Here is a 25,392-nt window from a genome sequence, read left to right on the forward strand (position 1 = left end):
ATGACCGAGAACGCCACCCCCACGCCGTCCGCCCTGTTCGTGTGCGTCCACAACGCCGGCCGCTCCCAGATGGCCGCCGCGTACCTGCGCGCCCTGTCCGGCGGCGCCGTCGAGGTCCGCTCCGCCGGGTCCGCCCCGGCGGACCAGATCAACCCCGTCGCCGTCAAGGCCATGCTCGAGGAGGGCATCGACATCCGAGCCGAGCAGCCCAAGGTCCTCACGACCGAGGCCGTCCAGGCGTCCGACGTCGTCATCACCATGGGCTGCGGCGACGCGTGCCCGATCTTCCCCGGCAAGCGCTACGAGGACTGGGCCCTGGAGGACCCGGCCGGGCAGGGCATCGACGCCGTGCGCCCCATCCGCGACGAGATCCGCGGCCGCGTGCTCACCCTCCTCGACGAGCTCGGCGTCGCACCCGTCGTCGTCCCGCGCGGCTGAGACGTCGGCCGCGCGCCGTTCCCGCCCGGGCCCGACGCGCGGCCGAGCGTTCAGCCCTGGTCCCCGTCGCCCGAGCGGCCGTGCACGACGCCGGTCGCGAACCCCACACCACGGGGCGCCCCGACCCCGAGGGTGACGAGCTGCGGCTCGGCGGGTGCGGTGCCGCAGCACGACCCGGCCGCGCTCGCGCCGTCGGCCTCCAGGGCCAGGTCGGTCGAGCAGACGCCGGTCGCGGGCAGGTTCAGCTCGACCGCGTCGGCCGCGGCTCGGTCCCCGGCCAGCGCCGCGGCGATCGAGCGCACCTGCTCGTAGCCCGTGGCGAGCAGGAACGTCGGCGCACGGCCGTAGGACTTCATGCCGGCGAGGTAGAACCCGTCGTCCGGGTGGGACAGCAGCTGCTCGCCGTGCGGCGGCACGGTGCCGCACGAGTGCTGGTTCGGGTCGATGAGCGGAGCGAGCGCCGCGGGCGCCTCCACGATCGGGTCCAGGTCGAGGCGCACCTCGCGCAGCATGTCCAGGTCGGGCCGGAACCCGGTGGCGTTCACGATCTGGTGCACCTCGAGGTTCAGCGCCCCGTCGCGCGCGGTCCCCACCACCTGCACCGCCTCCCCCGCGGGCACGAGACGCTCGATCGACACCCGGGTCAGCAGCGTCAGGCGCCCAGCCTCCACGGCGGCCCGCAGGCGCGTCCCGAGCAGCCCGCGCGCCGGGAGCTCGTCGTCCGTACCGCCGCCGAACAGGCGCCGCGCGGAACCCCCGCGGATCGCCCACGTGATCGTGGTGCTCGGCTCGGACTCGGACAGCTCGACCAGGCTCAGGAGCGTGTTCGCCGCGGAGTGCCCCATCCCGACGACGAGGGTGTCCCTGCCCGCGAACCGGTCACGCTGGGACCCGAGCACGTCCGGCAACGGACCCGTCACGTGTCCGGCGGCCTGCGCTTCGCCGGCGGCCGGGAGCCCGGAGACACCCAGCGGGTTCGGGGTCGAGAACGTGCCCGAGGCGTCGATCACCGCACGGGCGAGCACGTCGGTCACCACGCCGGCCCCGTCCACGGTCCGTACCCGGTACCCGCGACGCTCCCGCCCGAGCGAGCGCGTCTTGTCCGCCCCGTCGCGCGCGACCGCCAGCACCCGCGCCCCGGTGCGCAGTCGCGACCCGATCTCCGGCGTGGCGGCCAGCGGCGTCAGGTACCGCCCCACGAGCTCCCCGCCGGTCGGCAGGGTGTCCAGGTCGGGTTCCACCCAGCCTGTCGGCCCCAGCAGGCGTCGTGCCGCGGCGTCGATGTCGTAGCGCCACGGCGAGAACAGCCGCACGTGACCCCACGACGCGATCGCCGCGCCCGGGCCCTCGCCCGCCTCCAGCACCACCGGCTCGAGCCCGCGCTCGAGCAGGTGCGCCGCCGCCGCCAGACCCACCGGACCCGCCCCGATCACCACGACCGGGAGCTCGTCCCGCACCACCTCGACCATCACCGCTCCTCGCATTGAAGGTTGTCGATGTGAGCATCGTGGGTCACGCATCGACGGTTGTCAATCTGTGGGAGGATGGCGGCATGACGACGACCGCGCTCACCCTCACGCCCACCGACGGCGGAGCCGGCTGCTGCGGTCCCGCCGTCACGCAGGCCGTCGACCCCGAGGTCGCGCGCGAGCTCGCGCGCACCTTCAAGGCCCTCGCGGACCCTGCCCGGGTCCAGCTCCTCGCGATCGTCGCCGCGCAGGACGGCAGCGAGGCGTGCGTGTGCGACCTCACCGAACCGGTCGGCCTCTCCCAGCCCACCGTCAGCCACCACCTCAAGATCCTGGTCGACGCCGGTCTGCTCACCCGCGAGCAGCGCGGCCGCTGGGCGTACTACTCGCTCGTCCCGGGCGCGCTCGCGCGGCTCGCGGGTGCCCTCACCGACGCCACCTCCGACTGAGGAGCCGTTCGCCGCGCGCACCACGCCCCCGCTCCCTACGCTCGGCGTGTCGGTCGAGCCCGCTCGCACCGATCGGTCGGCACCGACGGCCGTGCGACGACGGGCGAGGAGCACCCATGGCCGAGGTGACGGGATCGATCGAGCACACCCCGCGGTCGGGCTGGCAGCGGTTCTGGGACCGGGGCGGGTGGTGGCGCGCACTCCTCTTCGCGGTGCTCTACGTCGCGGTGTACCTCGGCGTCGGGTGGCTCCTGGGCGCCACGGGCCTGGGCCCGGACAGCGGCGAGGAGCTCCTCGACTCGTCGGACACCGTGTTCTTCGGTCTGCTGCTGCCGATCCTCGTCATGAGCCTGCTGCTCGTCGCCTTCCTGTCGACGATGCGCTGGCGGCGCGAGGTGTTCGGCCCGCAGCCGGTCGCGGGGCGTCCGTGGATGTGGGTCGCGGTGGTCCTCGTGCTCGTCCCGGTCGTGCTGCACCTCGTCGCGACGGACTGGTCGTCCTACGACGTCACGGTGGTCCTCACCGTCCTCGCGCTCGGCCTGTGCATCGGGTTCGCGGAGGAGGTCCTGACGCGCGGCGTCGCCGTGACGATGCTCCGCCGGGCGGGGTACGGCGAGAAGGTCGTGATGGTGCTCTCGTCGCTCCTCTTCGCGCTCCTGCACGCGTCGAACCTGGTCTCCGGGCAGGACCTCCTGACCGTGGGCACGACGGTCGTCTACGCGTTCGGGTTCGGCACCATGATGTACCTCTCGATGCGTGTCACCGGCAGCATCGTGCCCGCGATCCTCCTGCACGCCGCGACCGACCCGACGACGATCCTCGCGACGAGCGGCGTCGACACGCACGGCGCGCACGCCGGGTCGGACGCGCTCAACACGTTCGCGGGGACGTTCAACGTCCTCTTCGTCGCCGTCGCGATCCTGGCGGTCTTCCTCGTCTCGGGCCGCGCCGGGAAGTCGGCGGCACCGACGCAGGGCTGAGGGCTCCGGCGGTCTACCGACGCCCGCGCAGGGCGATGACGGGGCCCGAGAACAGCGCGATACCGAGCATGAACCCGACGTCGTACCAGTTCCCGTTGTTGTCGACCTCGTAGATGCTCACGGTGTCCGTGAAGAGCGACACGATGAACGTGATCGGCAGGATCATCCCCTGCCACAGTCCCCACCAGAACCCGTAGCCACCGGGGTTCGCGGCGACGTTCGGCCCGGCGGCGCAGGCCCCCAGGAGCAGGATCACCGCGATGGCGAGAGCCGCACCGGCTGCTCGTCGCGCCGTCGTGGACATGACGCTCACCTCCGTGGACAGGTCGACGGCACCAGTGAACCGCGCGCGCCGCCCGACGGCGAGGGCAGGACAGCGCGGCGCCACGGGGAGCCCCGTGTCGGGGCCGTGCGGCAGGATGGCGGCATGACGCAGAGCACGGACGACGGCGCCCCCTCGAGCCCTCCCGCGACGGCGGGTGGCGAGCTCATGCTGCTCGACACCGCGAGCCTGTACTTCCGCGCGTTCTTCGGGGTCCCCGACTCGATCAAGGCCCCGGACGGGACGCCGGTCAACGCGGTGCGCGGTCTGCTCGACATGGTCGCGACGCTCGTCACCGACCGCCGCCCGTCGCGGCTCGTCGCGTGCTGGGACGTCGACTGGCGCCCCGCGTTCCGCGTCGAGGCCATCCCCTCCTACAAGGCGCACCGGGTCGCGGAGAAGGTCCCCGGGACCACGGGGGTCGAGGAGGTCCCGGAGAAGCTCGTCCCGCAGGTCCCGGTGATCGTCGACGTCCTCGCCGCGCTGGGGATCGCGCGCGTCGGCGCGGCGGGCTACGAGGCCGACGACGTCATCGGCACGCTCACGGCGCGCGAGGTCGCGCGGCGGGCCACGAGCGGGACGACCCGCGACCCGGACGGCCGGGCCGCCGTCGAGGTCGTCACCGGCGACCGCGACCTGTTCCAGCTCGTCGACGACGCCGCGGGCGTGCGCGTCCTCTACCCGACGAAGGGCGTGAAGAACCTCGACGTCGTCGACCAGGCGCGCCTCGCCGAGCGGTACGGCACCCCGACCGGCGCGGCCTACGCGGACATGGCGGTGCTGCGCGGCGACCCGAGCGACGGCCTGCCGGGCGTCCCCGGCATCGGGGAGAAGACGGCGGTCGCCCTCCTCGCGAGGTACGGCGACCTCGCGGGCGTGCTCGCCGCGCGCGACGCCGGCGACCCTGGCCTGACGGCGACGCAGCGGCGCCGGCTCACCGAGGCGGCCCCCTACCTGCAGGTCGCGCCGCTCGTCGTGCGCGTCGCCCCGGACGCGCCCGTCGGGGAGGTCCACGACGCGCTGCCCACCGCCCCCGCGGACCCCGACGCGCTCGACGAGCTCACCGAGCGGTGGGGCCTCGGGACGTCGGTCCGGCGCCTGCTGGACGCCCTGGGCGGCTGAGGATCCGGGCGCCGGGTGCCGGCGAGACGGGACCCGGACTCGTCGGCGGGCACAGTCCGCTCGGTCGGCGCGGTGGCTCGCCGCAGGCAGACTGGGGACGCCGGGCACACGCCGGGCGAACCCGATACCCCGAGACCCGCCGGGAGGCGACACCGTGGCCCTCGTCCGCTGCAGCTTCTACTCCGACGTGCTCGAGGTGAGCACGACGATGACCGTGCTGCTCCCGCAGGCCACGACGACCCAGATCGGCATGTCCGGGTCCGCGAGCGCCCGCGCCGAGGGCGCGCCGGTGCTCTACCTGCTGCACGGCATGAGCGACGACGAGACGATCTGGACGCGGCGGACGTCGATCGAGCGGTACGTCGCGGACCGTGGGCTGGCGGTCGTCATGCCGCGCGTCGAGCGCAGCTTCTACGCCGACGAGGTGCACGGGCACCGGTACTGGACGTTCCTGTCCGAGGAGCTGCCGAGCCTGGTCGACCAGTTCTTCCGGGTGTCGTCGCGCCGCGAGGACACGTTCGTGGCGGGCCTGTCGATGGGAGGCTACGGCGCGTTCCGGTGGGCGCTGCGCCACCCCGAGCGGTTCGCGGCCGCGGCGAGCCTGTCGGGCGTGCTCGACCTCGCCGACGAGTCGTACCGCGAGCGCCGCCTGCCCGACATCGAGCGCGTGTTCGGCGACCGCGAGATCGCGGGCTCGGACGACGACCTGCTCGCGCTGCTGCGCCGGGCCGCCGCCGAGGGCCGGACGACGGACCTCCCGGACCTGTTCCTCGCGTGCGGGACCGAGGACTTCCTCGTCGACGGCAACCGGGCGTTCGAGCAGGTCGCGCGCGAGTCCGGCGTCCCGCTGCGGTCGGAGTTCTCGCCCGGCACGCACGAGTGGGGCTTCTGGGACCGCACGATCCCGGACGTCCTCGACTGGCTGCCGGCCAGATGAGGGTGTCGTCGGTACGCGGCAACAATGGGTGAATTATCAACAAGTCGGGTGTCCAGCTCTTTCGCCGCGCGACCCTGGGACGTAGTTTTCGGGCAGTCGTCACGAAGGAGGACGAATGTCGGCCGCCAAAGCCATCGTCGCGGGTATCACGGCCATCGTGATCGCCGCGCTCGCAGTCCCGCAGATCACCAGGCTGCAGAACGACAGCCCGGTGGACCAGGGAGACCGAGCTCTCCTGGTCTTCTCGAGCCGTGGTAGCGACCGTGACTACAGCCTCCGCGTGCGGTCCTTCGTCGACACCGACGGCTCGTACAGGTTCGTCTTCTACTTCACGAGTCCGGCCACGACCTACGGGGCAGAGGGCAATACCCAACAGATCTCGGCATCCGTGTCACTCGTCACGGCGGACGGCGATGTCGCCATGCGCTGCGGGGAAAGCCTCGACCCGGTACCGAGGCTCGGCTTCGACGACCTCTCGTCGGGCACCCGGCACGCCATCGAGGTGGACGCGAACGAGGGCAGCGGCTCGGCGACGAACTATCGTGCGGCCGGAGCAGTCGCCTCGTCGGCACCGACCCCCGGCGACCTCAGTCCGGACGTCGTGCCGCTCACGCAGACGAGCCATCAGACCTATGCCGTCGACATGTGGCTCAATGACGAGGAGACGGCCTTCTACTCGAGCCGCTCGCAGAACAGCGACGGCGGCGCGATCTGGGCAGAAGAATGCGCTGTCGACCGCACGCTCCTGTGGAAAGGCACGACATCACGGGAGCCTTTCGAACAGCGGGATGCCACCCTGTTCCTCCCCCAGATCAACTGGACCTCGCTTGACGAGGCGACGGACCACCACGACACCCTGACAGTCTCCGCGAACATCCGGCGCGCAGAAGGGGCCACTCTTCAGGAGGCGTATCCGAGCCCCCAGACGTACTCGTCGTACTGGTACTACGAACCGGCGACGTGGTGGTACGGCGAGCGCCGCCAGCCCGGCGGCTTCCTCTACACCGACCAGCCAGTCTTCCTGTTCGCCAATCGAGACGTCGAGCGCCGCGACGAGGTCTATCTCGTGTGGGCAGGACTCGCCCTCGGTGTCGCCGCGTCGTTGATCGGTGTCTCCGTCTCCGCGACGTTCGACTCCCTGGCGAGAGGACGGATCGATCGGCGCCGTCGGGCGCAACCTCCGGGCTGACCTCGCGACGAGCCGTCCGTGTGTCCGTATCACTGGACGCACCTGCGGTCTCCCTACCCCTCGGGGCACGTGTCACACACCGTGCCCGCGCGTCGTCGTGTGGGTGAGCGCACCTGCTGTCGGGAGGCGCGCACACAGCGACGAAGGGGACCACCGATGACCACCTCTGCCACCACGCTCCCGCCCACCGAGGTCGCCGCGCTGCGCGACCGCGTCGCGGGGCGAGTCCTCGCCCGCGGCGACCTGCCCGACGGCGGCCCGACCGCCGCCGAGGTGGTCGCCGCCCACAGCACGCTCGTCACGCACGACCCGGACATCGCGGTGCTCGCCGCGACCGAGGCCGACGTCGTCGAGGCGGTGCGGTTCGCCGCGCTGCACGGACTCCAGGTCCGCGCCCACGCGACGGGCCACGGTGCGGCGTCGCCGATCGCGGACGGCCTGGTCCTCGGCACGGGCGACCTTGCCGGGGTCGAGGTCGACCCGGAGACGCGGATCGCGCGCATCTCCGCCGGCACGCGCTGGAAGGCCGTCGTCGAGGCGGGCGCGGCGCACGGGCTCGCCCCGGTCACGGGGTCGTCGACGGGCGTCGGGGTCGTCGGGTACACGCTCGGCGGCGGGTTCGGCCCGCTCACGCGCAGCCACGGGCTGACGACGGACTGGGTGCGCGGCTTCCGGGTCGTGCTGGCCGACGGTTCGGTGGTCGAGGCGAACCCGGTCGACGAGCCGGAGCTCTACTGGGCGCTGCGCGGAGGCAAGGGCGGGCTGGGCGTCGTGACGCGCGTCGACGTCGAGCTCGTACCGCTGCGCACCCTGTACGCGGGGGCGCTCACGTTCGACGCGCCGCACATCGAGGACGTGCTGCGCGGCTGGGTCGACTGGACCGCGACCGCGCCCGACGACGTCACGACCTCGGTCGTCATTCTCGCCCTCCCGGACCTGCCCTTCCTCCCCGAGCACCTGCGCGGTCGCACGGTGCTCAACCTGCGCTTCGCCTACCCGGGCGACGCCACGGAAGGCGAGCGCCTCGCCGCGCCGCTGCGGGAGCTCGCCCCCGTCCTGGCCGACGCCGTGGGCGAGATTCCCGCGGCCGCCGTCGGGAGCATCCACGCCGACCCGGAGGACCCGGGCCCGTCGTGGGTCTTCGGTGCCGGGCTGCGCGCCGTCGACGGGGAGTTCCTCGACCGGTTCCTCGCCGACCTCGGGCCGGGCAGCGGGGCACCGTTCCTCGGTCTCGAGCTGCGTCACGTCGGGGCGGCCGGCGCACGCGACGTCGACGGCGGGTCCGCGGCGGGTGGCCGGACCGCGGGGTTCCTGGTCACCCTGCTCGGCCTGGACCCGTCCCGTGTACCCGACATGATCGACGCCGCCGCGGCGTTCTCGCGGTGGTCGCAGCCGTGGGCCGCGACGGAGACGAACATCAACTTCCTGCCCGGTCCGTGGACGGACGAGACGCTCGCACGGGCCTGGTCCCCCGAGACGGCGGCACGGCTCGCGTCGGCGCGGTCGGCCTACGACCCGGCGGGGCTGTTCGCCTGGCGCGTGTGACACCGCTGCCTCCCCCGGCGCACCCCGGGGGAGGCGCCCGACCGGTCCGTGCGGACCGGTGCCGTGGCGTCAGGCGGCGAAGAGGGCCGTGAGCCGCGGGAGGCGGCGCGCGTTCTCCTCGTCGTCGTCGAAGTCCCAGTCCTCCCCGGCCGGCTCGCTGCGCGCGTGACCGGTCGACGACGCCTCGCGCGCCGCGTAGTACGCCTCGTCGTCCTCGCGCGTCGCGCGCGACCACGCGTCGCCGACGAGCGAGTCCAGGGACTCGTACCCGAACCAGGCCGACCCGCCCTGGGCCATGGCCGCGACGACGGGGTGGTCGGCGAGCGAGTCCGGGTCGGCCAGCGCACGCTCGAACGTCGCCCTGCCGGCGAGGACGAGCCCGTCGCGGAAGTCCATGAAGCCGTCGTCGCTGCACCCGCCCTCGACGAGGTACGCGGCGCCCCACACGGGCCACGCGTACGCGTCGTGCGCGAGGTCGCCCGCCACGTCGACGAACGCCAGCATCTCGTCGGCGGTGAGCCGTTCGACGAGGAGGTCGGTCAGGACGGCGGGCAGCGGGTCGTCGTCGGGGCCGCGGTCGTCGGCACCCGTGCCCGCCCGGTCGCGGGCGGCCTCGACGATCTCCCAGAAGGTCTCTCGGTCCATGGCCCGGACGGTACGGCCGGGCACCCACAGACCTGTCGGGCGGCGTCAGGGGCGCGCGTGCTCGAAGATGACCGTCGTGCTCGTCCCCGCGACCTCCGGCCGCACGCTGAGCGTCTTGGAGACCAGGTCGCGCAGCGCGTCGGAGTCGGCGACGGCGACGTGCAGGAGGAAGTCGCGGTCGCCGGTGACGAAGAAGACGCCCTCGACGTCGGGCAGCGTGAGCAGGTAGTCGCGGAAGGCCTCGAGGCCCTTGCGCGCGCCCGCCTGGAGCCGGATCGCGATGAGCGCCTCGAGCCCGCGCCCCAGCGCCGCGGGGTCGACGTCGGCCCGGAAGCCGCGGATCACGCCGCGCTCCACGAGGGCGCGGACGCGCGCGTGGCACGTCGACGCGGCGATCCCGACGCGGGCAGCGATCGCGGCGTTCGTGGCCCGCGCGTCGGTCGCGAGGACGTCGAGGATGCGGCGGTCCACGTCGTCCAGGACGGCGGGTCGAAGATCCTTCGGCACGGGGAGCCTCCTCAGCCGGTTCGATGAAGGTCGCGACGACGGTATCGGATCGTCACGACGATCCTTCGGCACATCTTGCCGCACACCGAAGGATCGACCACGCTGACTGTCGTGCGACACCATCCCGTCGCACACCAGCCACGCGCCCGCCTCGCCACCCGCGAGGCGGGCGTCGGTCGAAGGAGCCCGGCGTGAGCACGACCTCTCGTCCCCGTCCCCGCACCCGCGACGCCCGGTCCGCGTCGCCGGTCCGAGCGCCCCGCACGGCGGTCGTCGTCGGCGCCGGCATGGTAGGCCTCGCCACCGCGTGGCACCTGCAGGAGCAGGGCGTCGAGGTCACCGTCGTCGACCGCGAGGGAGTCGCCGCCGGGTCGTCATGGGGCAACGCCGGGTGGCTCACACCCGGCATGGCGATGCCGCTCGCCGACCCGTCCCTGTGGACGTACGGACCGCGCGCCCTCCTCGACCCTGCCGCACCCCTCCACGTGCCGCTGCGGTTCGACCCGCGCCTGTGGTCGTTCTTCGCGCGCTTCATGGCGCACGCGACGCAGGCCCGCTGGGACCGCGCGATGGCGGCCCTCACACCCATCGACCGCGTCGCCCTCGACGCGTTCGACGAGCTCGCCGCCGGCGGGCGCCTCGGGAACGGCGTCGAGGCCGGGACCACGCCCGGGCCGTTCACGGTCGCGTTCGAGCACGTGCGCGAGGCGCGGCCGTTCCTCCGCGAGCTCGAGCACGTCGCCGCGGCCGGGCAGACCGTCCCCGTCCGGCGCGTCGAGGCCGGCGAGCGCGCGCACCAGCTCACCGACAGCGTCTCCACCGTCTACGCCCTCGAGGGTCAGCGGTTCCTCGAGCCGGGACCGTTCGTCCACGCCCTGGCCGACTCCGTACGCGCCCGCGGCGGCCGGATCCTCACCGGGCTGGAGGTGCTCGACGTCGAGCCCGGCCGGCTCGGTGCATGCGTCTTCGCGCGCGCCGTGCACCCCGACGCCGCCGCGCACCCGGCTCTCGTCGGCGCGGCCGGGGGGCGCCGGGAGCCCGGCGCGAGTGACGCCGTCGGGCAGGACGCCGGGGCACCGCGCCGGGCCGGGTCCCCGACCGAGCGCGAGGAGGGGGTCGTGCTGCGGGGCGACGCCGTCGTGCTCGCGACCGGGGCGTGGCTGCCGACGCTCGCCGCGCCGCTCGGCGTGCGCACCCGCGTCCAGGCCGGGCGCGGCTACTCGTTCACCGTGAAGACCGACGAGCCCGTCGAGACCCCGATCTACCTGCCCGCGCGCCGCGTCGCGTGCACGCCGTACCAGGGCCGGTTCCGCATCGCGGGGACCATGGAGTTCCGTGGCCCGGACGAGCCGCTCCAGCCGCGCCGGATCGAGGCGATCCTCGCGTCCGTGCGGCACCTGTTCCAGGGCGTCGACCTCGACGACCGCCACGACGAGTGGGTCGGGTCGCGCCCCGTCACGCCCGACGGGCTCCCGCTCGTCGGCGCGACGCGCACCCCCGGCGTCTACGTCGCGGGCGGCCACGGCATGTGGGGCATCGTCCTCGGCCCGGCGACCGGCCGCGCGCTCGCCCACCTCGTCACGACCGGCGAGACCCCGGACGAGATCCGTCCGTTCTCCCCGCTGCGCTGACCCGCCAGCCCCCTCCCGTCGAACACGGCATGGGGGTCGTTCTCCGGCGCATACCGACCCTCAAGTCGTGCTCGACGGCGGGTCAGGTCGTGGTCGACGGCGGAACCCTCGCGCGGGCGGGTGGGCGCGACGCCTCCGGGCACGCGGCACCTACCCTGGCGCGCATGGACCTCGTGCGCTCGATCCCGCTGTTCGTGCTCGCCGCGCTGCTGGAGATCGGCGGGGCGTGGCTCGTGTGGCAGGGGCTGCGCGAGCACCGCGGGTGGCTGTGGATCGGGGCGGGCGTCGTCGCGCTCGGGCTCTACGGCGTCGTCGCGACGCTCCAGCCGGACGCGAACTTCGGTCGGATCCTCGCCGCGTACGGCGGCGTGTTCGTCGCCGGGTCGCTCGCGTGGGGCATGGTCGTGGACGGGTTCCGACCCGACCGCTGGGACGTCGTCGGCGCGCTGCTCTGCCTCGCCGGCGTCGCGGTCATCATGTACGCGCCGCGCCCGGAGTAGCCGGTCAGGGGCCGACGGCGCCCGGTGCGGCCGTGAGGGGACGCGCCGGGACGCGGTCCTCGGGGCGCTGGGCGAACGGGCGGATGCGCTCCAGGTAGTCGGCGATGGCGTCGCGGTTCTTCTCGAGGATGCGGACGCGGTCCTCCAGGCGCGCGAGCTCGGTCTCCAGGAGCGCGATCTTGTCCGGGTACGCGTTGTGCAGGTGGATCTCGGGAGCGTTGCCGAGGCAGGGCAGGAACTCCTTGATGATCTTGGTCGTGAACCCGACCTCGAGGAGCCCGCGGATCTGGACCACGCGGTCAACGAGGTGCTCGCCGTACTCGCGGTACCCGTTCTCGGCCCGCTCGGGCGTGAACAGACCCTGCTCCTCGTAGTACCGCAGGAGCCGCGTCGGGGTCCCGGTGCGCCGGGACAGCTCGCCGATCCGCACGTGATCCACCTCACCTGGTCGCGTCGCTTGACCTTCACATCAATGTCAGACATCCATGCTAACCCCATGTCCACGACGAGCACACCCACCTCCGGCCCCACGCTCACCGCCGCCGTCCCGGACCCCGGCACCACCTCGGCCGGCGCCCCGACCTCCCCCGGCACCCGCCGCACGGGCGCCCTCCCCGTCGGCGCGCTCCTCGCGCTCGCGGCGTCGGGGTTCCTCACGCTGCTCACCGAGATCCTCCCCGCGGGCGTGCTGCCCGCGATGGCGGCCGACCTCGGCGTCGGGCCCGGCGCCGCGGGGCAGACCGTCACCGCGTTCGCGGTCGGTGCGATCGTCGCCGCGATCCCGCTCACGCGCGCCACGGCGCGGTGGGACCGTCGCACCCTGCTGCTCGTGACCGTCGCCGGGTTCGTCGTCGCCAACACCGTCACCGCGGTCTCCTCGTCGTTCGCGCTGACGCTCGTCGCGCGCTTCGCCGCCGGGCTCGTCGCCGGGCTCACCTGGGCTCTCCTGCCCGGGTACGTGCGCCGGATCGTGCCCGCCGACCGCGTCGGGCGCGCCATGACGATCGCCATGGCCGGTGGCCCGCTCGCCCTCACGCTCGGCGTCCCTGCGGGCGCGGTGCTCGGTGCCGCCGTCGGGTGGCGGTGGACGTTCGGCGTCCTCTCGCTCGTCGGGCTCGGCCTGCTCGCCTGGGTCCGGCTCGGCGTCCCCGCCGCGGCGGGCACCCCGCGGGGCGCACAGCTCGCGATCCGCACCGTGCTCCCCCGGCCCGGGCTGCGACCCGTCCTGCTCGTGACCGGGCTCAACGTGCTCGCCAACACGTCGCTGTACACGTACGTCGCGATCCACCTCGCCGACCTCGGGCAGGGCGCGCGCACCAGCACGCTGCTGCTCGTCCTCGGGGCCGCGTCGGCGGGCGCCCTCGTGCTCGTGGGGGCGCTCATCGACCACCGGCTGCGCGCTCTCACCCTCGGCTCGGTCGTCGTGTTCACCCTCGCGATGCTCGTGCTCGGCCTCGCACCCGCGTCGACGGTCGTCGTCGTGCTCGCCGTCGCCGCGTGGGGCGCCGCGTTCGGCGGTGTCGGCACCCTCTACACGACCGCCGCCGCCCGAGTCGCGGGTGACGGCGCCGACGTCGCCCAGTCCGCGCTCGTCACCGTCTGGAACACGTCCGTCGCGCTCGGCGGCGCCGTAGGCGGGGCGGCGCTCGCCGTCGCGGGCCCCGGCGGGCTGCCGTGGGTCTCCCTCGCACTCATGTTCCCCGTCCTCGCGACGGTCGTCGCGGGCCGGAGACACGCGTTCCACTGACCCACCTCCCGGCCGGCCGCGCTCGGCAGGCCCGCCGACCACGACACCACCCGCTGCCGAGCACGACATGAGGGTCGTTCTCCGTCCGAGAACGACCCCGTGTCGTGTCGGCGCGCGGGTGACCGGGCTTTTCGCCGTCGACGTTCCCTGCCAGGATCGGCGCGTGGCCATCGACGCCCCGACCGGCAGGGGGCCGACGCACGACGTCGGAGCCGGAGAGCTCGAGCCCGTCCTGCCCGGCCTCGGTCCGGAACCGACGCGCGAGGACTACGCGAGCTGGTCCCGCCGCGTCGTCGCCTACCTGCTCGACACCGCGATCGTCGCGACGGTGCTGTTCCTCGCGGTCGGGCCCGCGTACGACGTCGCCTGGCTGCCCGGGATCAGCTTCGGCGTGACCGCGGAGACCGTCGTCCCCGGCGGGACCTGGTGGGCCCTCGGCACGACGGCCGTGCTCGTCGCCCTCCAGGCCTGGACGGGTGCGACGCCGGGCAAGCGGACGGTCGGGATCGTCGTCGTGCACGCCGCCACCGAGCGGCCCGCAGGCCTCGTCCGGACCGTCCTGCGAGACCTGGCCCACGTCCTCGACCTGATCCTGTACATCGGGCTCCTCCGCCCGTTGTGGCACCCGCAGCGTCGGACCTTCGCCGACTCGATCTGCGGCACCGTCGTCCTGCGCCGGGTCCGCCCGCCCGTGCCGTTCCTCGGCCCCGGGACCGGCATCGGCGGGCCGACGCCGTCGCGCGCCGTCACGGGTGCGGCGACGGTCCTGTCGGTGGGGAGCGCCGTCTTCGTCCTCGGCCCGGCCACGTACACCGGCGGCGACGCGTGGACGGCGACGTGCACCCCGGAGGTGTCGGTCGAGTCCCCGCTGACCCTGGGCGACGTGCGGGTCGTCCTCTGGTCGACGCCGGGCACGGTGTCACGGTGGGGTGTGACCCGGACGGCGCCCGCCCCGGACGGGGCCGGCGACGCGCCCGGGCTCGAGGCGTCGTTCCCGGTCGATCTCGACCCTGGTGCCGTGACCGACGAGCCGCTGGACGCCGCGCTGGTGCTGCGGTTCGAGACCTGGCAGGGCGACGACCTCGGCGAGCTCACGTCCCCGTTCCGGGTGGAGCAGCACGCGGACGGCAGCAGCGGGTGGGAGGTCGTCGACCCCACGCCGGACGGTGCGGGTCTCGACCAGGTCTACGTCCCGGCGTCGGCGGTCGCCGCGCTCCCGACCGCGTGGCACTGGGAGGCCTCGGTCGTGGTCGAGGACGAGACCGTCGCGTCGTGCGGGGGCCGCGGCCCGTCCTGAGCACGCCATCACCCGCCGTCGAACACGACATGAGCGTCGCTCTATGGACGACAACGGCCCTCATGTCGTGTTCGACGCCGCACGTGTGGCGCGTCCGTGGGCCGGGAGCTCGGCTGCAACACTGCCGAAACGCCTCGGACGACCAGGGGAAACGTCGCGGTCGCACGATGGGGGTGCGCCGGGCCCCGAGCCCGGCGCACCAGCATCCGTCCCGACCTCGCGGCCGCCCTGCGCGACCGCGGCCCGAGGAGGCCCCCGTGCCGGACAACCGCCCGCTCTTCTCCGCCCCGACGACGACCGGGAGCACGACCGGCCCGACCGCGACCGCCACGTACTCTTCCGCCGACCACGGCGCGACGGTCGACGTGAACGTCCACGGCGAGCCTCGTCGTCGGGCGAACCCCGGCGACGAGCTCACCGTGGACCCGACCGACCGGCGCCGTCGTGCCCGCGCCGCGCTGCTGGACCTGCGCCGCGACGTCATCCGCCGCAGCGCCAACGGGTGGTGAGCCGGGCCTCGTCCTCCAGAGGCACCGCGGTGCCACCGTGGTCGCACGCGCGACGGCGCGCGCCGCGACCGTGCACGCGCCGGACCCGTCGACCGGTTGTCCGCACAACCCCCGCGGGACGACGTGTCCCGTTCACCAGGTCGTCCTCGCCGCGCCTCCGGTGCGTCGACGCCGTCGGGAACGCTCAGGCGGTCACCCGACGAAAGGACGACCATGCGACCACGCAACGGAGCTGCGATCGCGATCGCGAGCTGTCTCGCGGCGATGCTCCTGCCGACGCTCCCGGCCACGGCCGGGACGGAACCCGACCACACGCACGGCACGGAGGAGGCCGGCGGCACGGTCCTCGCGCGTGAGGACTTCGACTCCCTGACCCCCTCGCTACGACCGCGCGTCGACGAGACGCACGTGCCGACCGGCCTGCTCGGCTGGACGCCCGACGCACCGACGGGCTGGACGGTCACGAACGACCCGTCCATGGTCGGCAAGGGCAAGGCCGAGTGGCTCGGCTGGACCTTCGCCACCCCGGACTTCTGGACGGCCGCGCAGACCGGGCAGGGCCGCGAGCAGTTCACCAAGGCTTCCGGCGTGCTCGCCGTCGCGGACGACGACGAGTGGGACGACGGCAACTCCCCCGGCGAGCAGCTCTTCGCCAGCACGCTCACGTCGCCGGGCATCGCCGTGACCGGAGGCTCGACGGTGCACGTGAGCTTCGACTCGAGCTATCGCCAGACCGGACCGCAGGTCGCCGCGCTCGAGGTGTCGTTCGACGGCGACGCCCCGCAGCGCCTGTTCGAGTACTCGACCGCCGTGCTCGGCGACCAGGTCTACCTCCAGGACCGCACGCTGACCCAGCCGGTCGAGGTCCCCGCCGGCGCGTCGACCATGCGGCTCTCGTGGGTCGTCGAGAAAGCGACCAACGACTGGTACTGGGCGATCGACGACGTCGCCGTCACCGACACCCCGCTGCCGGGCACCGAGGCGCCCCTGCCGCCGCCCCCGCTCGGCCCGGCGGACGTCCCGGACGGGATCAGCGACCGCAAGGTCCTGTTCCTCGACTTCGACGGCGTCCGGCTCGACAAGCTGCGCGAGTACGACACCCCGAACCTCGACGCGCTCGCCGCGCGCGGGCAGCTCGGCGTCTCGTACCTCCAGGACAACCTGCTCGGCCCGACGGTCTCCGGCCACGGCCACGCGAACCTGCTGACCGGCGTCTGGGTGGACAAGCACCGCTCGCCCGACAACAACTTCACCGACCCGAACTTTGACGAGTACCCGGACGTCCTCACCCGGCTGGAGCAGGTGAACCCGGGGTTCTCGACCTTCTCGACCGCCGACTGGGTGCCGGTCAACCAGCACCTCATCCAGTCCTCGGACGTGGAGATCACGCAGCGGGGCCCCTCCGCGGCGGCGACGGACCAGCAGAGCGTGGCCGACGCCGTCGAGGTGCTCTCGACGCGCAACCCCGACGCGATGGTCGTCTACCTCCACGACGGCGACGCGACCGGGCACGCGTACACGGCAGAGTCGCCGCAGTACAAGGAGACGATCGAGCGCCTCGACCGGCAGGTCGGCGAGCTCGTCGCGGCCGTCGAGGCGCGCGAGACCTACGCCGCGGAGGACTGGCTGGTCGTCGCCTCCACCGACCACGGCTTCACCGGGTACGGGCACGGCGGTGACCAGCACCTCACGCGCAAGATCTGGGTCCTCGCCGCGGGCGGGGACGTCCCGGTCACGGGCACGGCGCCGCGCGAGTGGCGCGGCGTCGACGTCGTGCCCACGATCCTGCGCCACCTCGGCGTGGAGATCGACCCGGCGTGGGGGCTCGACGGCATCCCGATCGGCACGCCGTCGACCGACCCGTTCGACACCGTCGCGCCGTCCTTCCAGGGCGTGGTCGACGAGCCGACCAAGCCGCAGGACACCGCCGGCTGGACCAAGGAGACCCCCGCCGGCTGGACGGTCGACGAGCGCACCGAGGGCGGCGTGGCCGAGTACCGCGGCTGGTCGTTCATGACGGGCGAGTTCTGGACCACGAGCGAGGAGGGCCAGGGCCGCGGCTCGTTCGTCCGGGGGCGGGACGTGATCGCCGTGGCCGACCCCGACGAGTGGAACGACAAGGGCAACCCCGTGGGCTCGGGCAAGCGGTTCGACTCGACGCTCTGGTCGCCGTGGCAGGACGTCGCCGCCGGCGGCGCCGTCGACCTCGCGTTCACGCACCACTACCGCCAGGTCGCCACGGGCGAGCCGCAGCGCGCCGAGGTCGTCGCCCAGTTCGACGACGGGACGCAGCAGGTGTTGTGGAGCCGGGACGCCACCCAGGGCGCCGCGCTCGAGACGAGCCAGGAGGTCGCGCTCTCGACGACGGCCCCCGCGTCGGGAGCCCAGCAGGTGCGCATCGGCTGGCGCCTGCACGACGGCGGCAACAACGGCTACTGGGCGGTCGACGCGCCCGAGGTCCGGGCGGACGCCCCCGAGGGCCCCGTGGTCGACGTCGCCGTCGAGGCGGCGCCGCGCTGCCTCGCGGGCAAGGTGTACGTCGCCGTGCGGGCGGTCAACGCGGGCGACGCCCCGGTGGACGTCACGCTCGCCACCCCGTTCGGCACCCGCCGCGTCGAGGACGTCGCGCCCGGCGCGAGCGCGTACCAGTCGTTCGCGAGCCGCGCGACGGCGGTCCCGGACGGCGAGGCCGTCGTCACCGGCAGCGTCGCGGCAGCCCGGGACGGGGACGGCCCCGGCCGCGCCGACGCGACGAGCACGGAGGTGGTCGTCGACTACGCGGCGACCACCTGCTGACCTGCGGGTCCCCCGCCGCGCGGGGCGGGAGCGGTGTCGGACACCCGCTCCCGCCGCGCGCCCGGCGCTACCCGCAGGTGTGGGCGGGATAGCTCACGGTGACGCTCCGCCCCGCGGCCGAGGCGGTGGCCTCACCGGCGGGCAGGTCGGCCGCGCGTACGGCGAACGACTGGTACGCGCTCGCTCCCGGCTCCACCCCCGCGACCGCGCGAGTGCCGAAGGCCGTGGCGAGCTCGACGTCGAGCACGTCGTCCGAGACGTTCTCTGCCCGGACGGCGACGTACGCCTTGCCCGCGAGGCAGCGCGGCTGCGCCGTGACCTCGACCGCCGGCTCGACGTCCTCGACGGCGTCGAGGAAGACGCCTCCGAGCACGGCGTTCGGCCCGCTCACCCGGTCCGCCACGACGCGGACGGGCCTCTCGACGCGGTACGTCAGCCAGGCACCCTGCCCCGCGTCGGAGACGGTGTACGCGGGGTAGAGGACCGCACCGTCCGCGTCCTGGACTCGCACCGCCTGGGTGCGCGACCCGTCGTGGCTGTAGACGTAGACCGAGAGGTCGTAGACCTGACCGTCCGGCAGACCGACGTCGACCGCCGCGCTGGACCCGAACCAGGTCGACGCCCGACGCGCGGTCCCGTCCGGCGGAAGCTGCAACGCGCCCCCGCTCGTCGCCGTCTGCTGCCACGTGTACGCCGTCGTCCCGGCGACCGGGGCGACCGTCACTCCCTCGGGCAGGTCCTCGCCCACCTCCGGGATCGACCAGCCCGCGTCGCCGTAGGCCCCGATCCAGTCGCCTCGCGTCGTCTGGTCCACCCGGGGCGAGCCCTCCGGCGGGACGCCGACGCCCGCACCGACGGCCTCGAACACGTCGAGCGTCATCGACCAGTTCACCCCGGGGTCGGAGCGGAAGACGAGGTACACGTCGTGCGTGCCCTCGGGAGCCGTGACCGGCGCCGGGGCGGTCTCCGCGAACGTGAACCACCCTCCCGTGCTGTCGACCTTGGTCTGCGACACGAGCTCGCCGTCCGGCGCGCCGATCCGCATCTCGATGGTGCCGCCGCCCTCCGGGCCCGCCGACACGCGGTAGCGCACCGCGTCGATGCCCTGGAAGTTCATGTCGTCGTAGCGCACCCAGTCGCCGTCCTGGATCGCCCCCACGTACTGGCCGTTCTCCGCGGCGGCGTTGTTCTCCACGGCGACGCCGTCCTGGGCGTCGTGGTAGTGCGCCTGGAACCGCTTCGCGCGGTAGACGTGGGTGTCGCTCGAGGTGATCGGCTGGGCGCCGTCGACCCCGCCCTTGTCCGTGTAGCGGGCGTCGATCACCCAGAACGCGTCGGCCTCGGCGTGCCCCTCGTCGAGCAGGGTGGTCGCCTCGCCCTCGCACGCGTGCACGGGCGAGGTCGGGTGGGCGTGGTCGTCGTGCCCGAGCGCCGGCTGCACCGACAGGTCGGCGCAGTCGATCGTGCCGTCCTCCGGGTCGGTGACCTCGACCGACCACGGGATGACGTCGTTCCACCCGAAGAACGCCCCGTTCGGCGGAGACGTGATCTCGACCGTCGGCGCGGTGTTGCCGACCACGACGGCCACGGTCGCCGTACCCGTCTTCGCGTGCTCGGTGTCCTCGGTCACGGTCAGGCGCGCCTCGTAGTTGCCGTTCGCCGTGTACGTGTGGGTCGGGTTCGGCTCCGTCGAGGTCTCGCCGTCGCCGAACTCCCACAGGAAGGAGATGTCGTCCCCGTCCCCGTCGACGCTGCCCTCGCTCGTGAACGCGACCTCCAGCGGGGCCGTGCCGGACGTGACGTCCGCCCCTGCGACCGCCGTCGGCGCCTTGCCCGTGTCGGAGTAGTCGATGCGGTAGAGACCCGAGTTCGGGTTGTCGCGCCCGAAGCCGCCACCCCACTCGAGCAGGTAGAGCGCACCGTCGGGACCGAACTGGAGGTCGAGCGGCGCGAGGTAGGTGTTGTTGGTCAGGATCCGGTTGATCGCCAGGAGCTCTCCGTCCGCGTCGAGCGGGAGCTCGGCGATGAAGTTGCGCGCCCACTCGAAGAAGAGCGGCGTGCCGTCGTAGTACTCGGGCCACTTGCGGTCCGACTCGAGGTCCGGGTCGTAGTGGTAGGCGGGACCCGCCATGGGGGCACCACCACCGCTGCCGAGCTGCGGGAACTCGGCCGACTCACCGTAGGAGTAGTACACCTCGGGCGAGACCGACGCGGGCAGCTCGGTCAGGCCCGTGTTGTGGGGCGAGTCGTTCACCGGGTTCGCGCAGTCGAACTTCGGCCCGGACGTGTTCGTGGCGAAGTCGAAGTCGTTGTACGCGAGGTCGTTCGCGTGGCAGTACGGCCACCCGTAGTTGCCCGGTGCGTCGATGACCTGCCACTCGACGTAGCCCGCCGGGCCGCGGTTCGGGTTCGGGCTGCCCGCGTCGGGGCCGTAGTCGGCGAGGAAGACCGTGCCGTCGGGCTCGACGCTGAAGCGGAACGGGTTGCGGAAGCCCATGGCGTAGATCTCGGGCCGGGTCTTGTCGGCGCTGTCCTCGGCCTCCGGGAACATGTTGCCCTCCGGGACGGAGTACGTGCCGTCGGGCTCCGGGGTGATGCGCAGGAGCTTGCCGCGCAGGTCGTTCGTGTTCGCCGAGGTGCCCTGCGCGTCGAAGTGCTGACGACCGGGTCGCTCGTCGATCGGGGTGTACCCCGACGACTGGAACGGGTTGACGTCGTCGCCGACGGAGAGCCAGAGGTTGCCCTCGGCGTCGAAGCGCAGCGTCCCACCGGTGTGGCCGATGTCGTTCGGGTCGGCCGCCCGGGTCGCGGGGACCTCGAGCATGACCTTCTCGGTCGAGAGCTCCATCGTGTTGCCGTCCATGGTGAACCGGGAGAGCCGGTTGAACCCGTCCGGGGCCGGGGTGTCGGCCGGCGAGTAGTAGACGTAGACCCACTGGTTCGTGGCGAACTCGGGGTCCAGCGCGAGGCCGAGGAGGCCGTTCTCACCCCCGCCGTAGACCGGGAGCGTCGCTGCCGTCACGGTCGAGCGCTGCTCGGGGTCGTAGATGCGCACCTGCCCGCGCACGAGCTCCGTGAAGAACACCCGGCCGTCGTCGGCGATCGCGATTCCCCACGGAGCAGAGGTGTTCGTGTCGAGCGCGACCTTGTCGAAGTTGCTCCAGTCGGTCGCGCCGCAGTCACCCTCGGCCACACCGGCCGCGTAACGGGCACCGCCCAGGGCGTGCGCACGCACGGCGGGCTCCGCGTACGCGGACTTCGCGTGCCCGATCGACGTGATCCACGTGCGACCGCCCTCGTAGGCGGAGCACCACGTGACCGGGTGGTCCGTCATCCGGCCGGGCGTCGAGGCCGGGACCGAGGTCGGGTCGAGCTGGGCGAGGACGTGCTTGTCGCCGCGTACCGACTGGGTGAACCCGTACCACTCCTCGTCCCGCTGCAGGCGGTCCGGGAGCTCCGCCGTGGAGGGGTGCTCGTGGTCGACGACCGTCAGCTCGCCCGGCGTGCCCGCGGCGGAGTGCGCGGTGAACTCCGTACCGATGAGGTTGCGGTAGAACGTGTTGCCCTGCTCCATGTCGAGCGGGTTGTGCATCGCGACGACCCCGCCGCCGCCCCGGACGTAGCGCTCGAACGCGCCCTCCTCCGCAGCGTTCCAGACATCGCCCGACGCGTTCGCGAGCACGACGACGTCGAAGTCGGCCAGGCCCTCGTCGGTGAACGCCGTGGAGTCCGTCGCCTGGACCGCCTCGAAGCCGTGCGCCGCGGCGAGCTCGTCCCACATCGCCCGCGCCTCGGGCACCGAGTCGTGGACGAACCCCGCGGTCTCGGAGAAGATCAGCGCCCGGAACTCGGGCCCCTCCGCGTGCTCGTGGCCGGGGTGGGCCTGGGCGGTGAGCCCCGCCCCCGCGACCAGCCCTGTGGTGATGGCGAGGCCGGCGACGGCCGCCACGCCTCTTCTTCGCATCCTCATGCCTGCTCCTTCGTGTCGCACCGTTGCGTGTGAGTCAGGGGGCCTGTCGATCAGGTGGCAACTTTCGCCTGCCTGTCGTCAGAACCTGCGGAGGATGCTACTGTCGGCGACGACACATCGCAATACTAGTCAGTATGGTGACCTCATCAAAAGGCTGGCATCGCAACACAGACACGGAATCGCGGCCCCGACCAGACGGTACGGAGACGCTGAACAAGGGAGTTCTTCCATGGCAGAGATCGGGATCGGTTTCCACACCGATGCCTTCAACTCGACGCACAAGTCGTTCGAGGACGCCCTCGCCTGGGCGCAGGAGAACGGGGTGCACTACATCGAGCCGGGCGTGATCGAGGGAGCGTGCTGGATCCACGGCCTCGGGTACTTCCCGCACGTCTCCCTGCTCGAGGACCCCGCGCTCCTGCGGCGGAAGATGGAGACGTACGGCGTCCAGCTCTCGCAGATCGACGCGGCCTACCCGCTCTCCGGCCGCGACGGCATGAGCATCGGCGTCCCGTACGTGCAGAAGGCCATCGCCTGGGCCGCCCTGGCCGGGTCGCCCCGCGTCGCGACGACCGACGGTCTGCACAAGCCCGAGGGCCTGGACGACCGCGAGGCGCTGGACCTCATGAAGCGCAGCTACCAGGAGATCATGCGGGTCGCGGAGGCGCACGAGGTCGTGGTGAACATCGAGGTGCACGGCTACTTCACGACCAGGGCCGACTGGCTCGAGGAGATGCTCGACTACTGCGGGGACACGCCGTGGCTCCGCCTGAACCTCGACACCGGCAACACGTTCATCGCGGGCAACGACCCGGTCGAGTTCGCGACCCGGTTCCTCGACAAGATCGACCACGTCCACATCAAGGACGTGTCTCCCTCGCTGGCCGAGTCGCTGCGCGGCGGGGCGACCGGGATCGCACTGAGCCACGTCGCGGCCGGCGACGGTGTCAACGCCGAGAACATCAGCAAGATCCTGCGCCTGCTGAGCGACCGTGAGTTCGACGGCGTGCTGAGCATCGAGTGCGAGGGGCAGGGCGGCCCCATGCTCGCCGACTCGCTGGCGTGGCTGCGGAGGGAGGTGGCCGAGGCCGGGTTCACCGAGCGCGCACCGGCGCTGCCCCGGGCCGCGTGAGGCCGCGCCGAGCCCTCGCTCGCCCTCCTCGCGGCGTGCTGCTCCGTACCGCGCGGTACGGAGCAGCACGGTAGCCTGGGCACGTGACCGAGACGACCACCGCTACGGCCGCACGGAGCGACGAGCTCGCCCTCGCGGCGTTCCGCCTGTTCTCGACGCGCGGGATCGTCGGCGTGAACATGGATGCGATCGCCGCGGAGGCGGGTGTCACCAAGGGCAGCCTCTACTGGCACTACTCCTCCAAGAAGGAGGTCGTCCTGGCTGCGTGCGCCGTGTACTACCGACGGTGGCGCGACAACATGGCGAGTGCCACGGAGGGTGCGTCGAGCAGGCTCGCTGCCGTGGAGGCCGCCGTCGCCTACTCGGTCCGGGACTGCCTCCTGGACGACGAGAACCGGGTGTTCACCACGGAGATCGTCGCGCAGGCGCTCTACGACACGGACGTCCGCGCGAGCTGGGCGGGGTTCCTCGACGAGGCCGAGCGGTACTTCCTCGGGTTGGTCCACCGCGCCGTCGGCGCCGGTGAGATCGAGCTGGACGACGTCGACGGGGCCGTCGAGCTGATGTTCTCCGCCATGGAGGGCATCAAGCAGACCGCGCTGTTCCGCCCGCTGTCCGGCACGAGCGAGAGCGAGACGCGCATCCGTCGGCAGCTCATGTCGCTCCTCGGCCGCTGAGCCGCGCCCGGTAGCACCTCCTCGCGCCCCTACCCGCGTCGCACACGCACACCCATCGGCTCCGCTCCCGCGGACGCCCCACCGACCCCGTCCGGACCGACCAGGCCGCGGGTCTCCCCGTCGCGCGGTCTTCGGCCGCGCCTACCCGCCTCCGGCGGGACGACGACGTCTCACCTAGGAGAACCACCTCATGAAGAACCCCCGAGTCCTCACCACCGGAGCGGCGCTCGGCGCGCTCCTCCTCCTCGCCGCATGCACCACGGACTCCCCGACCGCCGGCTCCGAGACCGCCCCGGCGCCGTCGGAGAGCACGGACGCCGGTGGCGCCGGCTCCGAGTGGTTCGTCCAGGCGGACTACGACCGTCAGCTCGCCCAGCGCGAGATCGTGCCCGAGGGCCCGGCCGACCAGCCGTGGCTGCAGGCCATCGAGCCGGAGTACGTGGACACGGCTGAGTTCGCGAGCGCGGAGGGCGGCAACACGCTGTGCTTCTCGAACGCCTCGGTGTCCAACCCGTGGCGCGTGACCGGCTGGATCACGATGCAGCAGCAGGTCGACGTACTGAAGTCCGAGGGCGTGATCGGCGAGTTCCGTGTCTCGGACGCGGCGGACGACGACAACAAGCAGATCTCCGACATCCAGGCGTTCGTCAACGCCGGCGACTGCGACGCGATCATCATCTCGCCGTCCACGACGGCGACCCTGACGCCGGCGGTCGAGGCCGCGTGCGAGTCGGGCAAGCCCGTCATCGTGTTCGACCGCGGCGTGAACACCGACTGCATGGTCACGTTCATCCACCCGATCGGCGGCTACGCCTACGGCGCGGCGGGCGCGGACTTCCTCGTCGAGAACCTCGAGCCCGGGTCCACCGTCCTCGGTCTCCGCGTGGCACCGGGCGTCGACGTGCTGGAGAACCGCTGGGCCGCGGCCGACAAGATCTTCTCGGAGTCCGAGCTCGAGGTCGTGGGCGCGGAGTTCACCGGTGGTGACGGCGCGAAGATCAAGGACATCGTCACGCAGTACCTCCAGCGCGGCGACGTGGACGGCATCTGGATGGACGCGGGCGACGGGGCCGTCGCGGCGGTCGAGGCGTTCGAGGACGCCGGCAAGCCCTACCCGGTGATGGTCGGAGAGGACGAGATGTCCTTCCTGCGCACCTGGAAGGAGTCCGACCTCACGGCGGTGGCCCCGGTGTACTCGAACTTCCAGTGGCGCACCCCGATCCTCGCGGCGCAGATGATCTGGGCCGGCGAGCAGGTGCCGTCGGAGTGGGTCCTGCCGCAGTCGCCGATCGAGGCCGAGGAGCTGGACGCGTACCTCGAGGCGAACAAGGACATGCCGTCCCTGCACTACGCGAAGTTCGGCGGCGAGGACCTGCCCGGGTTCCCCGAGGCCTGGACCGACCGCTGACCGACCGCTGACCGACCGCTGACCGACCCGCACCCGCAGCGCGGCGCCGAGCCTGACGAGCACAGGCTCGGCGCCGTCATGCGGAGTCGGACCGGTGAGCACCACAGCCATCGGCCGGGCAC

The 25,392-nt window shown here is 73.1% G+C and carries 22 protein-coding genes; 16 read left to right on the top strand and 6 right to left on the bottom strand.

Features of this window, described 5'->3' with window-relative positions; genetic code table 11:
- Positions 1-438: an arsenate reductase ArsC gene (locus FIC82_RS01165; protein WP_154797243.1), complete on the top strand. Its 438-nt coding sequence runs from the start codon at positions 1-3 to the stop codon at positions 436-438.
- Between the two features lie 50 nt (positions 439-488).
- Here FIC82_RS01165 and FIC82_RS01170 read toward each other — a convergent pair whose 3' ends face one another.
- Positions 489-1,907 carry an FAD-dependent oxidoreductase gene (locus FIC82_RS01170; protein WP_154797244.1) on the bottom strand — a complete coding sequence of 473 codons (1,419 nt, stop codon included), beginning with the start codon at positions 1,905-1,907 and terminating at the stop codon, positions 489-491.
- An 83-nt stretch (positions 1,908-1,990) separates the two neighbouring features.
- Here FIC82_RS01170 and FIC82_RS01175 point away from each other — a divergent pair, with 83 nt between their 5' ends.
- Both FIC82_RS01175 and FIC82_RS01180 read left to right on the top strand, forming a co-directional pair.
- Positions 1,991-2,356: an ArsR/SmtB family transcription factor gene (locus FIC82_RS01175; protein WP_154797245.1), complete on the top strand. Its 366-nt coding sequence runs from the start codon at positions 1,991-1,993 to the stop codon at positions 2,354-2,356.
- Positions 2,357-2,472: 116 nt separating this feature from the next.
- Positions 2,473-3,336 (top strand): CPBP family intramembrane glutamic endopeptidase, encoded by an 864-nt coding sequence (locus FIC82_RS01180; protein WP_154797246.1) that lies wholly within the window; start codon positions 2,473-2,475, stop codon positions 3,334-3,336.
- A gap of 13 nt (positions 3,337-3,349) precedes the next feature.
- Here the strand turns inward: FIC82_RS01180 and FIC82_RS01185 are convergent, their stop codons facing one another.
- Positions 3,350-3,640, bottom strand: a complete 291-nt coding sequence (locus FIC82_RS01185) for a hypothetical protein (RefSeq protein WP_154797247.1) — start codon at positions 3,638-3,640, stop codon at positions 3,350-3,352.
- A gap of 123 nt (positions 3,641-3,763) precedes the next feature.
- Between FIC82_RS01185 and FIC82_RS01190 the strand changes: the two genes are divergently transcribed.
- The 4 genes from FIC82_RS01190 (at position 3,764) to FIC82_RS01205 (ending at position 8,451) form a co-directional block, all read left to right on the top strand.
- Positions 3,764-4,780 (top strand): 5'-3' exonuclease, encoded by a 1,017-nt coding sequence (locus FIC82_RS01190; protein WP_168731373.1) that lies wholly within the window; start codon positions 3,764-3,766, stop codon positions 4,778-4,780.
- A gap of 154 nt (positions 4,781-4,934) precedes the next feature.
- Positions 4,935-5,717 carry an alpha/beta hydrolase gene (locus FIC82_RS01195; RefSeq protein ID WP_168731374.1) on the top strand — a complete coding sequence of 261 codons (783 nt, stop codon included), beginning with the start codon at positions 4,935-4,937 and terminating at the stop codon, positions 5,715-5,717.
- Positions 5,718-5,832: 115 nt separating this feature from the next.
- Positions 5,833-6,906: a hypothetical protein gene (locus FIC82_RS01200; RefSeq protein ID WP_154797248.1), complete on the top strand. Its 1,074-nt coding sequence runs from the start codon at positions 5,833-5,835 to the stop codon at positions 6,904-6,906.
- A gap of 156 nt (positions 6,907-7,062) precedes the next feature.
- Positions 7,063-8,451 carry an FAD-binding oxidoreductase gene (locus FIC82_RS01205; RefSeq protein ID WP_154797249.1) on the top strand — a complete coding sequence of 463 codons (1,389 nt, stop codon included), beginning with the start codon at positions 7,063-7,065 and terminating at the stop codon, positions 8,449-8,451.
- A 69-nt stretch (positions 8,452-8,520) separates the two neighbouring features.
- Here FIC82_RS01205 and FIC82_RS01210 read toward each other — a convergent pair whose 3' ends face one another.
- Together FIC82_RS01210 and FIC82_RS01215 are read right to left on the bottom strand one after the other, a co-directional pair.
- A complete protein-coding gene (locus tag FIC82_RS01210; RefSeq protein WP_154797250.1) occupies positions 8,521-9,096 on the bottom strand; it encodes a DUF4240 domain-containing protein in 576 nt (191 codons plus the stop codon).
- 45 nt (positions 9,097-9,141) lie between these two features.
- Entirely contained in the window at positions 9,142-9,603 is a 462-nt protein-coding gene (locus FIC82_RS01215) for an Lrp/AsnC family transcriptional regulator (RefSeq protein WP_047231713.1), read from the bottom strand.
- A 191-nt stretch (positions 9,604-9,794) separates the two neighbouring features.
- Here FIC82_RS01215 and FIC82_RS01220 point away from each other — a divergent pair, with 191 nt between their 5' ends.
- Positions 9,795-11,234, top strand: a complete 1,440-nt coding sequence (locus FIC82_RS01220) for an NAD(P)/FAD-dependent oxidoreductase (RefSeq protein ID WP_256390405.1) — start codon at positions 9,795-9,797, stop codon at positions 11,232-11,234.
- A gap of 164 nt (positions 11,235-11,398) precedes the next feature.
- Complete coding sequence (locus FIC82_RS01225) at positions 11,399-11,734, top strand: YnfA family protein (RefSeq protein ID WP_154797253.1); 336 nt, start codon at positions 11,399-11,401, stop codon at positions 11,732-11,734.
- A 4-nt stretch (positions 11,735-11,738) separates the two neighbouring features.
- On the opposite strand, the gene FIC82_RS01230 is transcribed toward FIC82_RS01225, so the two are convergent.
- Positions 11,739-12,164: a MerR family transcriptional regulator gene (locus tag FIC82_RS01230; RefSeq protein WP_168731375.1), complete on the bottom strand. Its 426-nt coding sequence runs from the start codon at positions 12,162-12,164 to the stop codon at positions 11,739-11,741.
- A 66-nt stretch (positions 12,165-12,230) separates the two neighbouring features.
- On the opposite strand from FIC82_RS01230, the gene FIC82_RS01235 reads away from it, so the two are divergent.
- From FIC82_RS01235 to FIC82_RS01250, 4 genes are all read left to right on the top strand, one after another.
- On the top strand, positions 12,231-13,481 hold the full coding sequence (locus tag FIC82_RS01235) for an MFS transporter (RefSeq protein ID WP_154797254.1): 1,251 nt from the start codon (positions 12,231-12,233) through the stop codon (positions 13,479-13,481).
- Positions 13,482-13,644: 163 nt separating this feature from the next.
- A complete protein-coding gene (locus tag FIC82_RS01240) occupies positions 13,645-14,778 on the top strand; it encodes an RDD family protein (RefSeq protein WP_168731376.1) in 1,134 nt (377 codons plus the stop codon).
- A 257-nt stretch (positions 14,779-15,035) separates the two neighbouring features.
- On the top strand, positions 15,036-15,287 hold the full coding sequence (locus FIC82_RS01245; RefSeq protein ID WP_154797256.1) for a hypothetical protein: 252 nt from the start codon (positions 15,036-15,038) through the stop codon (positions 15,285-15,287).
- Positions 15,288-15,500: 213 nt separating this feature from the next.
- Positions 15,501-18,083: an alkaline phosphatase family protein gene (locus FIC82_RS01250; RefSeq protein WP_154797257.1), complete on the top strand. Its 2,583-nt coding sequence runs from the start codon at positions 15,501-15,503 to the stop codon at positions 18,081-18,083.
- Between the two features lie 67 nt (positions 18,084-18,150).
- Here FIC82_RS01250 and FIC82_RS01255 read toward each other — a convergent pair whose 3' ends face one another.
- Positions 18,151-22,032, bottom strand: coding sequence for a ThuA domain-containing protein (locus FIC82_RS01255; RefSeq protein WP_168731377.1), 3,882 nt, complete (start codon positions 22,030-22,032; stop codon positions 18,151-18,153).
- 250 nt (positions 22,033-22,282) lie between these two features.
- On the opposite strand from FIC82_RS01255, the gene FIC82_RS01260 reads away from it, so the two are divergent.
- The 3 genes from FIC82_RS01260 to FIC82_RS01270 all read left to right on the top strand — a co-directional run bounded on the left by FIC82_RS01260 (position 22,283) and on the right by FIC82_RS01270 (position 25,270).
- Entirely contained in the window at positions 22,283-23,185 is a 903-nt protein-coding gene (locus tag FIC82_RS01260; protein WP_168731378.1) for a sugar phosphate isomerase/epimerase family protein, read from the top strand.
- Between the two features lie 83 nt (positions 23,186-23,268).
- Positions 23,269-23,862: a TetR/AcrR family transcriptional regulator gene (locus tag FIC82_RS01265; protein ID WP_154797260.1), complete on the top strand. Its 594-nt coding sequence runs from the start codon at positions 23,269-23,271 to the stop codon at positions 23,860-23,862.
- A gap of 190 nt (positions 23,863-24,052) precedes the next feature.
- Entirely contained in the window at positions 24,053-25,270 is a 1,218-nt protein-coding gene (locus tag FIC82_RS01270; RefSeq protein WP_154797261.1) for a substrate-binding domain-containing protein, read from the top strand.
- Positions 25,271-25,392: the final 122 nt, after the last annotated feature.

Origin of the sequence: Cellulosimicrobium protaetiae (assembly GCF_009708005.2) — a bacterium.
Taxonomy (GTDB): Bacteria; Actinomycetota; Actinomycetes; order Actinomycetales; family Cellulomonadaceae; genus Cellulosimicrobium; species Cellulosimicrobium protaetiae.

Excerpts from the sequence above, each read along its gene's own strand:
- FIC82_RS01165 (WP_154797243.1), top strand. The coding sequence starts at position 1 with ATGACCGAGAACGCCACCCCCACGCCGTCCGCCCTGTTCGTGTGCGTC.
- FIC82_RS01170 (WP_154797244.1), bottom strand. The coding sequence starts at position 1,907 with ATGGTCGAGGTGGTGCGGGACGAGCTCCCGGTCGTGGTGATCGGGGCG.
- FIC82_RS01175 (WP_154797245.1), top strand. The coding sequence starts at position 1,991 with ATGACGACGACCGCGCTCACCCTCACGCCCACCGACGGCGGAGCCGGC.
- FIC82_RS01180 (WP_154797246.1), top strand. The coding sequence starts at position 2,473 with ATGGCCGAGGTGACGGGATCGATCGAGCACACCCCGCGGTCGGGCTGG.
- FIC82_RS01185 (WP_154797247.1), bottom strand. The coding sequence starts at position 3,640 with ATGTCCACGACGGCGCGACGAGCAGCCGGTGCGGCTCTCGCCATCGCG.
- FIC82_RS01190 (WP_168731373.1), top strand. The coding sequence starts at position 3,764 with ATGACGCAGAGCACGGACGACGGCGCCCCCTCGAGCCCTCCCGCGACG.
- FIC82_RS01200 (WP_154797248.1), top strand. The coding sequence starts at position 5,833 with ATGTCGGCCGCCAAAGCCATCGTCGCGGGTATCACGGCCATCGTGATC.
- FIC82_RS01205 (WP_154797249.1), top strand. The coding sequence starts at position 7,063 with ATGACCACCTCTGCCACCACGCTCCCGCCCACCGAGGTCGCCGCGCTG.
- FIC82_RS01210 (WP_154797250.1), bottom strand. The coding sequence starts at position 9,096 with ATGGACCGAGAGACCTTCTGGGAGATCGTCGAGGCCGCCCGCGACCGG.
- FIC82_RS01225 (WP_154797253.1), top strand. The coding sequence starts at position 11,399 with ATGGACCTCGTGCGCTCGATCCCGCTGTTCGTGCTCGCCGCGCTGCTG.
- FIC82_RS01235 (WP_154797254.1), top strand. The coding sequence starts at position 12,231 with ATGTCCACGACGAGCACACCCACCTCCGGCCCCACGCTCACCGCCGCC.
- FIC82_RS01250 (WP_154797257.1), top strand. The coding sequence starts at position 15,501 with ATGCGACCACGCAACGGAGCTGCGATCGCGATCGCGAGCTGTCTCGCG.
- FIC82_RS01260 (WP_168731378.1), top strand. The coding sequence starts at position 22,283 with ATGGCAGAGATCGGGATCGGTTTCCACACCGATGCCTTCAACTCGACG.
- FIC82_RS01270 (WP_154797261.1), top strand. The coding sequence starts at position 24,053 with ATGAAGAACCCCCGAGTCCTCACCACCGGAGCGGCGCTCGGCGCGCTC.